Genomic DNA, 7345 nt, shown 5'->3' with positions numbered 1-7345 from the left:
CGTTGAGGTCGACGCGCACCAGCACACGCTTGCCGCTGATGTTGCCGATATCGTCGAGCTGTCAGGCAAGGGTGCCAAGGTCATCCTGCTCGCCCATTTCGGCCGACCCAAGGATGGCCCCTCGCCCGAATTCTCGCTGGAACCGATCGCCAAGGCGACAGCCGACGTGCTCGGCCGCCCCGTCGGTTTCGCCTCGGATTGCGTCGGCGACACGGCCGGAAGCGCTGTCGCCGCCATGAACAAGGGCGACGTGCTGCTGCTCGAAAACACCCGCTTCTACAAGGCCGAGGAGAAGAACGATCCGGCCTTCACGGAAAAACTCGCCGCCAATGGCGATATCTTCGTCAACGACGCCTTCTCGGCCGCGCACCGCGCGCATTCTTCGACGGAGGGGCTGGCGCATCTGTTGCCGGCTTTTGCCGGCCGCACCATGCAAGCCGAGCTTGAGGCGCTGGAGAAGGGCCTGGGAAAACCGGTTCGTCCGGTCGTCGCCATTGTCGGCGGCGCCAAAGTCTCGACCAAGATCGATCTGTTGATGAACCTGGTGAAGAAGGTCGATGCCCTCGTCATCGGTGGCGGGATGGCCAACACCTTTCTTGCCGCGCGTGGCACCAATGTCGGCAAATCGCTGTGCGAGCATGATCTCGCCGCGACCGCCAAGCAGATCATGATCGAGGCGGCCGAGGCCGGCTGCGCCATCATCCTGCCGGTCGACGGCGTCGTCGCCAAGGAGTTCAAGGCGGGCGCGGAATGCGAGACCGTCGCCATATCGGACGTGCCGGCCGACGGCATGATCCTCGATGTCGGCGCCAAAACCGTGACGGCCATCGGCGAATGGATCGACCGCGCCGCGACACTGGTCTGGAACGGCCCGCTCGGCGCCTTCGAGATCGCGCCCTTCGATCATGCGACGGTGGCAGCTGCCAAGCACGCGGCGTCGCGCACCAAGGAAGGCAAGCTGGTCTCGGTCGCCGGCGGTGGCGATACGGTGGCGGCGCTCAACCATGCCGGTGTCGCCGACGACTTCACCTATGTCTCGACCGCCGGCGGCGCTTTCCTGGAATGGATGGAAGGCAAGCCGCTGCCCGGTGTCGATGTGCTGAAGCGCTGAGGCTCCGCGGCGATCAACACTCGGAGAGCAAACAAGGCTGCCCGAGGCTTTCAATCGATTCGAGCTTTCCGATGCCATTCCTTTGGCGGTAGACTTCCGTTAAGCGCGGAACAACCGTTTCAGGAGAAGCAACAATGAGCGAACGTCTCGAAGACATTGCCGCCGCGATCGTCGCCGATGGCAAGGGCCTGCTGGCCGCCGACGAAAGTTCGGGCACCATCAAGAAGCGCTTCGACGTCATCGGCGTCGAATCGACAGCCGACAGCCGCCGCGACTACCGCGAGATGATGTTCCGCACCAGGGAAGCGATGACCCGCTACATCTCCGGCGTCATCCTCTATGACGAGACGATCCGCCAGAAGGCCGCCGACGGCACGCCGCTGGTCGACATCATCAAGGCGGCCGGCGCCATCCCCGGCATCAAGGTCGACGCCGGCGCCAAGCCGCTGGCCGGGTTTCCCGGCGAGACCATCACCGAAGGCCTCGATGGCCTGCGCGAGCGCCTTGCCGATTACTACAAGCTCGGCGCCCGCTTCGCCAAATGGCGCGCGGTGATCGACATCGATATCGCCAAAGGCGTGCCTTCGGGGACCTCGATCGGCTCGAACGCGCACGCACTCGCCCGCTATGCAGCCCTTTGCCAGGAGGCCGGCATTGTGCCGATCGTCGAACCGGAAGTGCTGATGGATGGCGCCCACGATATCGACACCTGCTACGACATCTCGAAGGCAACGCTGATCAAGCTTTATGACGAGCTCCATGCGGCGCGCGTCGTGCTGGAAGGCACCATCCTGAAACCGAACATGGTGCTGGCCGGCAGGAAGTCGGGCAAGGTGAGCAGCCCCGAAGAAGTCGCCGAAAAGACCATAAAACTGTTCCGCGAAACCGTGCCGGCAGCGGTGCCGGGCATTGCCTTCCTCTCCGGCGGCCAGGAGGACGAGGAGGCGACCGCCAACCTCAACGCCATCAACGCCATCGGGCCGCACCCGTGGAAGCTGACCTTCTCCTATGGCCGCGCACTGCAGGCCGCGCCACAGAAAGCCTGGAGCGGCAAGGCCTCGAACGTTGCCGCCGGCCAGGCCGCCTTCACCCATCGCGCCCACATGAACCATCTGGCAGCGCTCGGAAAATGGAAGGCGAGCCTGGAACAGGCCGCCTGATCACAGTCCTTTCTTCCTCCTTCGAACCCGGGCCGATGCGCCCGGGTTTTTTTGTTTGTGACTTGCCGGGCTTGGGGCGGAGCCTCTCCGTCCTTATTTCCTCTCGGGCGATGTCGGGTTGTGCTCATCCCGAACGTCCTTGGAATGACACTTCAGGGAGAGGTTCATGCATCGCAACAAGATCGTTTCGCGCGAAGACTGGTTCCAGGCGCACAAGGCGCATCTGGCGCGCGAGAAGGAACTGACGCGGCTCCGCGAGCGGATAGCGGCTGAGCGACGTGAATTGCCCTGGCTGAAGATCCGGAAGGACTATGTCTTCGAAACCGGGCAAGGGCCGAAGAGACTGGCCGACCTGTTTGCCGGCAACAGCCAGCTGATCGTCTATCACTTCATGTTCGGGCCGGGCTGCGTCAGTCATTGCGAGGGCTGCTCATTCCTTGCAGATCATATCGACGGCGCCAATCAGCATCTGCGGCATCACGACGTGTCGCTGGTCGTGGTTTCGCGCGCTCCACTGGCGGAACTTCTGCCTTACAAGCAGCGCATGGGCTGGAAGTTCGACTGGGTGTCGTCCTATGCCTCGGATTTCAACTTCGACATGCAGGTCTCCTTCACCGACAAGCAGATCGCCGCGGGCGACACCACCTACAATTTCGAGACCCGTCCACGAACATCGAAGGAGCTTCCCGGCACCAGCGTTTTCTACCGGGACGAGGCCGGCGACATCTTCCTCACCTTCATGTCGCGCGCCCGCGGCGGCGAGGCGCAGATCGGCGCCTACAACTATCTCGACATGACGCCGAAGGGCCGCAACGAGAACGGCCCCTATCACGGACTGATGGATTGGGTGCGGCTGCACGATGAATATCAGGGCAAGCAAGCGGGGCAGGCGAGTTGCTGCGATTGAAGAGCGTTCCCGTCGACCAAAACATGCGCTAAGGCTGCCGCTGATCGTTTAACGGTACTGCCATGCGCTTCCCGTCCCTACTCACCTGGCTCGCCTTCCCGGTCTATATCTGGCAAGGCCTCGGCGTGCGACGCCGCACCACGCGCATGCTGCCGGCGCAAGGGCCGGTCATGCACGAAATATCAGGCAAGGCGCCTGATATTTCGCTTCTGGTGCTGGGCGATTCGTCCGCCGCGTCGGTCGGCATAGGCAATTCGGAACATGGGCTTGCCGCGCAACTCGCCGTGCTGATTTCACAAAGCACAGGCCGCACCGTGCGCTGGCGGGCGGCCGGCTTTAATTCGGCAACGTCGGGCCAGATACGCGACCATGTCCTGCCCAATCTGTCGGCCGAACCGTGGACGCATATCGTGTTGGCCATCGGCACCAACGACACCAAGAATTTTCACTCCGTGCCGCGCTTCAAGAAGGAGTTCGGCGGCCTGCTCTACGGCCTGCGCGCCAAATGGCCGGAAGCACGCGTGGTGTGGTCGCCGGTGCTGGAGTTCACGCGGGCTCCGGCCATGCCGCCGCTGCTCGGAAAAATCCTTGAGATTCGCGCCACCGACATGAACCGGATGGGCGAACGCCTTTGCCTGGAGCGCGGCGCGGTGCCGGCGCCGCGCCTGCCGATCACCAATCCGGAAGCCGGCTTTGCCTCGGACGGCTTTCACGCCTCGGAAGCAGGCTACCGGGCCTGGGCCGAGCATCTGGTTGGCCCGGTGCTTGGCAATTGAGCACCGACGACAAGTGCCGTCCTACGTCAAATGCCCGAGCACGGCCGCCAGTGAAATCGCAGCCATGGCGAGCAGTGCCAGCTTCCAGAAATCGCCGCGTCGCTTGAGGCCTGGCCAGCCAAGCGGCTTGATCAGTTGAATGACCATGAAACCGACGATGACAAGGGCGAGGAATTTCGTCATGCCGCCTTTGACCAGCAACGCGCCCGGCTGTCAAAGCACGTCGTTCATTGCCTGAGAAAGAACGACGCCGCGATCCTGGGTCAGAACGCGGCGCCCGCCTGCGGCTGGCAAACGATCTACTTCAGCGGCTTGAGGCCAGCCTCGATCGAAGCGCGCTTCGGTTCGAGGAATGGCGGCAGAGCAAGACTTTCCCCCAGTGTTTCCAGCGGCTCGTCGGCGGTGAAGCCCGGCCCGTCGGTGGCGATCTCGAACAGGATGCCGTTCGGCTCGCGGAAATAGAGCGAGCGGAAGTAATAGCGCTCGACCTCGCCGCTCGACGGCAGGCGGAATTCGGCCAGCCGCGCCGTCCATTGATGCAGCGTCTCCTGGTCCGGCGCCCTGAAGGCGACATGGTGAACCGCACCGGCGCCTTGCCGTGCCGGCGCCAGTCCCGGCTGCACCAGGACATGCAGCTCCGCCGCCGGCCCGCCCTCGCCCATTTCGAAGACGTGAACCTGCCCCTCCGGCGACACATAGTCGCGCGCCTTGCGCATGTTCATCACCTTGGTCACCACCGCCTCGGTGTTGGTGATGTCGGGAACGCTGATGACGATCGGCCCGAGCCCGCGTATCTGGTGCTCGACCGGTACCGGGCTTTGCGCCCAGGGATGGCTGCCGCCCTTGCCGCCATCGCTGACCAGGCGCAGACGCTGGCCCTCGGGATCTTCGAAGTCCAATGACGCATAACCGCCGGTGTCGGCGATCTCTCCTGTTGCCAGGCCTTCGTCGGTCAAGTGTTGCTTCCACCAGGCAAGGCTCTCCCGACTGCCGACCCTGAGGCTGGTCCGCACGATGCTGTGCGTGCCGCGCCGCTCGCGGCCGACCGGCCAGTCGAAGAAGGTAAGGTCGGTGCCAGGCGTCGCTTCGCCGTCGGCATAGAAAAGGTGGTAGGCCGAGGTGTCGTCCTGGTTTACGGTCTTCTTGACCAGCCGCAGACCCAGCACCTTGGTGTAGAAATGAAGATTGCCGGGCGCGTTCGCGGTGATGGCGGTCAGATGGTGGATACCTGTCAGTTGCAAGCTCATCGTCGTCTCCCTGCTGTTGGGGAAGAATTTTCTCCCTCCATATCAGACCTGCGGTCACCCCGCTGAAGGCCTCGTATTCCGACAGTCCGTCGCCGGAAGCTGAACAGCGGCGCCGAAAACTACGCCGTCGCTATGAACAATCGGAAGCCGCAAACCTGCCTTGAGATACCGGTCGATGCGGCGAAAAACGATGCCTTGCCCTGCGGCGCGCGCACTGTCCGGAACTATTGTTCGCGCCCTGCCATCCTCCTGACAGACTGCTGTCAGGAGGGGTATGCGATAGTGCCTCTACACAGAGAGAGGAGACTAGCCATGAACGGTTATACCATTCTGCGCGGCATGCAGCACTATGTCGGCAAGATCCGCACGATGCGCAACGAGATCCGCACTCAGCGGTTCATGAACTCGCTGCCGGCGGACATTCGCAAGGATATCGGCTGGCCGGACATGTATGCGGATCGTGGCCCTCGCGGCAATTAAAGCCAATTTTTCGACCCGGCGATTGGATGTCGGCGCGTCAACGCCCAGATAACAGGTCCGGTGCGTGAGGATGGGAGCGAGCTTATGCCCGAACAGAAGACGATCGGCTTCCTTTTCATCGAAGGTTTTGCCGACTGGGAGTATGGGCTGCTGGCGGCCTCGGCGGTCGAATGGTTCGGCGCCCGTGCCATGTCGCTGACGCCTGATGGCAAGCAGGTGACTGGCATTAGTGGCTTTCGGCTGATCCCCGATCGCTCAACAGGCGCCAGCGAGAATGCCGATCTCGATGCCATTGCCATCATTGGTTCCGACCAGTGGACGAGCAAGGCACAGCCTGATGTAGGCAACCTGCTTGCCGCCATTGCATCGCGCGGCGGTGTGGTCGGCGGCATCTGCGCCGGCACGCTGGCGCTGGCCCGCGCCGGCCTGTTCGAGAAGGCCAAGCATACCAGCAATGGCCGCGAGTGGATCAAGGGTCATGAAACCGGTTATGCCGGTGCCGAGAACTACCAGGATGTGCCGCATGCCGTAGCCGACGGCAAAATTGTTTCCGCGCCGGGCTCGGCGCCGGGCACCTTCGCGCTCGCCTTTCTGAAGACGCTCTACCCCGAAAGAGGCAGCGATCTCGCGCGGATGCGGACACTGTTTGCCAAGGAGTATGCTGAAGGCTCCTGACAGTATGCTGTCAGGAGTGCCGTGCAATGGTGCCAGCTTCGGACACCACGCATTGGCGTCAAAGGACGATCGATGAAGAGTTGGAAAGACAGACTGAGCACACCTGGCATCAACGGCGTGAAGCCGACGCCGCGCACGATGGCCGATGTCATCGAAGGACAGCCTATGCTGGTGCCGACGGCGCGCCAGGTCGATGATTTCATCCGCTCGATTCCCGAAGGCATCGACATGGATGTGCGTGCGCTGCGTACAGCACTTGCCGTCGAGCATGGCGCCGAAGTGACATGCCCGGTCACCATAGGCTATCATCTGCGCACTGTTGCCGAAGCCGCCAACGAGGACCTTCAGCGCGGCATGGCGCTGAGTGACGTGGCACCGTTCTGGCGCGTGCTCGATGCGAAAACACCGACGACGAAGAAACTGTCCTTCGGCGCGGAGTTCGTCGCCGCGCAGCGCAAGCGCGAAGGGCTGAAACCATGAGGCACGCCGCCCAAAAGTGTTCTGCGGTTTTGGGATAACGGCATGCGCGAAAACACGATGCCGTGCCGTCCAAAAGTGGACATCAGTTTTGGGCGACATGCATAGAGACAACGCCGAGGGACCATACGATGCGCCGCGCCGACAGGCTCTTCCAAATCGTGCAGCATCTGCGCGGTGGCCGATTGGTCACCGCCCAGAAGCTCGGCACGTGGCTCGAGGTTTCCGAGCGAACCATCTATCGCGACATTGCCGATTTGCAGTCGACCGGAGTGCCGATCGACGGCGAAGCCGGCGTTGGCTACATGATGAGGGAGGGGTTCGACCTTCCGCCGCTGATGTTCACGCGTGACGAAATCGTCGCGCTGGTCGCCGGCGCCCGCATGGTGCGTGCCTTTGGCGGTGCCGCCATGGCGAGGGCCGCAGACGAGGCGCTGGTCAAGATCGGCGCCGTATTGCCCGATGCCGAGAAAGACCGCATCGCCCGCACCGAGATCCACACACCGATGTGG

10 protein-coding genes are annotated in these 7345 nt (G+C 63.0%); 8 read left to right on the top strand and 2 right to left on the bottom strand.

All coding sequences use genetic code 11. From position 1 onward, the window contains the following. The 4 genes from EN984_RS15765 to EN984_RS15750 all read left to right on the top strand — a co-directional run. Nucleotides 1–1111, top strand: a 1111-nt coding sequence (locus EN984_RS15765; protein ID WP_164765487.1) for a phosphoglycerate kinase, incomplete at its 5' end; no start/stop codon positions are given. Between the two features lie 134 nt (nucleotides 1112–1245). Beyond that, nucleotides 1246–2271 carry a class I fructose-bisphosphate aldolase gene (locus EN984_RS15760; protein WP_127271757.1) on the top strand — a complete coding sequence of 342 codons (1026 nt, stop codon included), beginning with the start codon at nucleotides 1246–1248 and terminating at the stop codon, nucleotides 2269–2271. Nucleotides 2272–2437: 166 nt separating this feature from the next. Further along, complete coding sequence (locus EN984_RS15755) at nucleotides 2438–3178, top strand: thioredoxin family protein (protein WP_127271085.1); 741 nt, start codon at nucleotides 2438–2440, stop codon at nucleotides 3176–3178. 62 nt (nucleotides 3179–3240) lie between these two features. Beyond that, nucleotides 3241–3954 (top strand): SGNH/GDSL hydrolase family protein, encoded by a 714-nt coding sequence (locus EN984_RS15750; protein WP_127271755.1) that lies wholly within the window; start codon nucleotides 3241–3243, stop codon nucleotides 3952–3954. Nucleotides 3955–3975: 21 nt separating this feature from the next. Here EN984_RS15750 and EN984_RS15745 read toward each other — a convergent pair whose 3' ends face one another. Further along, nucleotides 3976–4155 (bottom strand): hypothetical protein, encoded by a 180-nt coding sequence (locus EN984_RS15745; RefSeq protein WP_032899099.1) that lies wholly within the window; start codon nucleotides 4153–4155, stop codon nucleotides 3976–3978. Nucleotides 4156–4253: 98 nt separating this feature from the next. After that, nucleotides 4254–5201: a ring-cleaving dioxygenase gene (locus EN984_RS15740; RefSeq protein ID WP_127271596.1), complete on the bottom strand. Its 948-nt coding sequence runs from the start codon at nucleotides 5199–5201 to the stop codon at nucleotides 4254–4256. 312 nt (nucleotides 5202–5513) lie between these two features. Here EN984_RS15740 and EN984_RS15735 point away from each other — a divergent pair, with 312 nt between their 5' ends. The 4 genes from EN984_RS15735 to EN984_RS15720 all read left to right on the top strand — a co-directional run. Next, nucleotides 5514–5681, top strand: a complete 168-nt coding sequence (locus EN984_RS15735) for a hypothetical protein (protein ID WP_013529241.1) — start codon at nucleotides 5514–5516, stop codon at nucleotides 5679–5681. An 84-nt stretch (nucleotides 5682–5765) separates the two neighbouring features. Continuing rightward, complete coding sequence (locus tag EN984_RS15730) at nucleotides 5766–6356, top strand: DJ-1/PfpI family protein (RefSeq protein ID WP_127271753.1); 591 nt, start codon at nucleotides 5766–5768, stop codon at nucleotides 6354–6356. A 72-nt stretch (nucleotides 6357–6428) separates the two neighbouring features. Next, nucleotides 6429–6836, top strand: coding sequence for a hypothetical protein (locus tag EN984_RS15725; RefSeq protein WP_127271751.1), 408 nt, complete (start codon nucleotides 6429–6431; stop codon nucleotides 6834–6836). A gap of 128 nt (nucleotides 6837–6964) precedes the next feature. Beyond that, nucleotides 6965–7345 (top strand): YafY family protein (locus tag EN984_RS15720; RefSeq protein WP_140779752.1); only part of this gene is annotated, 381 nt, incomplete at its 3' end.

Origin of the sequence: Mesorhizobium sp. M7A.F.Ca.CA.004.12.1.1 (assembly GCF_003997835.1) — a bacterium.
Lineage (GTDB): Bacteria > Pseudomonadota > Alphaproteobacteria > Rhizobiales > Rhizobiaceae > Mesorhizobium.
This window is presented reverse-complemented; position numbering and strand designations above follow the sequence as displayed.

Coding starts and splice junctions, on each gene's coding strand:
- EN984_RS15760 (WP_127271757.1), top strand. CDS start 1,246: ATGAGCGAACGTCTCGAAGACATTGCCGCCGCGATCGTCGCCGATGGC.
- EN984_RS15755 (WP_127271085.1), top strand. CDS start 2,438: ATGCATCGCAACAAGATCGTTTCGCGCGAAGACTGGTTCCAGGCGCAC.
- EN984_RS15750 (WP_127271755.1), top strand. CDS start 3,241: ATGCGCTTCCCGTCCCTACTCACCTGGCTCGCCTTCCCGGTCTATATC.
- EN984_RS15740 (WP_127271596.1), bottom strand. CDS start 5,201: ATGAGCTTGCAACTGACAGGTATCCACCATCTGACCGCCATCACCGCG.
- EN984_RS15735 (WP_013529241.1), top strand. CDS start 5,514: ATGAACGGTTATACCATTCTGCGCGGCATGCAGCACTATGTCGGCAAG.
- EN984_RS15730 (WP_127271753.1), top strand. CDS start 5,766: ATGCCCGAACAGAAGACGATCGGCTTCCTTTTCATCGAAGGTTTTGCC.
- EN984_RS15725 (WP_127271751.1), top strand. CDS start 6,429: ATGAAGAGTTGGAAAGACAGACTGAGCACACCTGGCATCAACGGCGTG.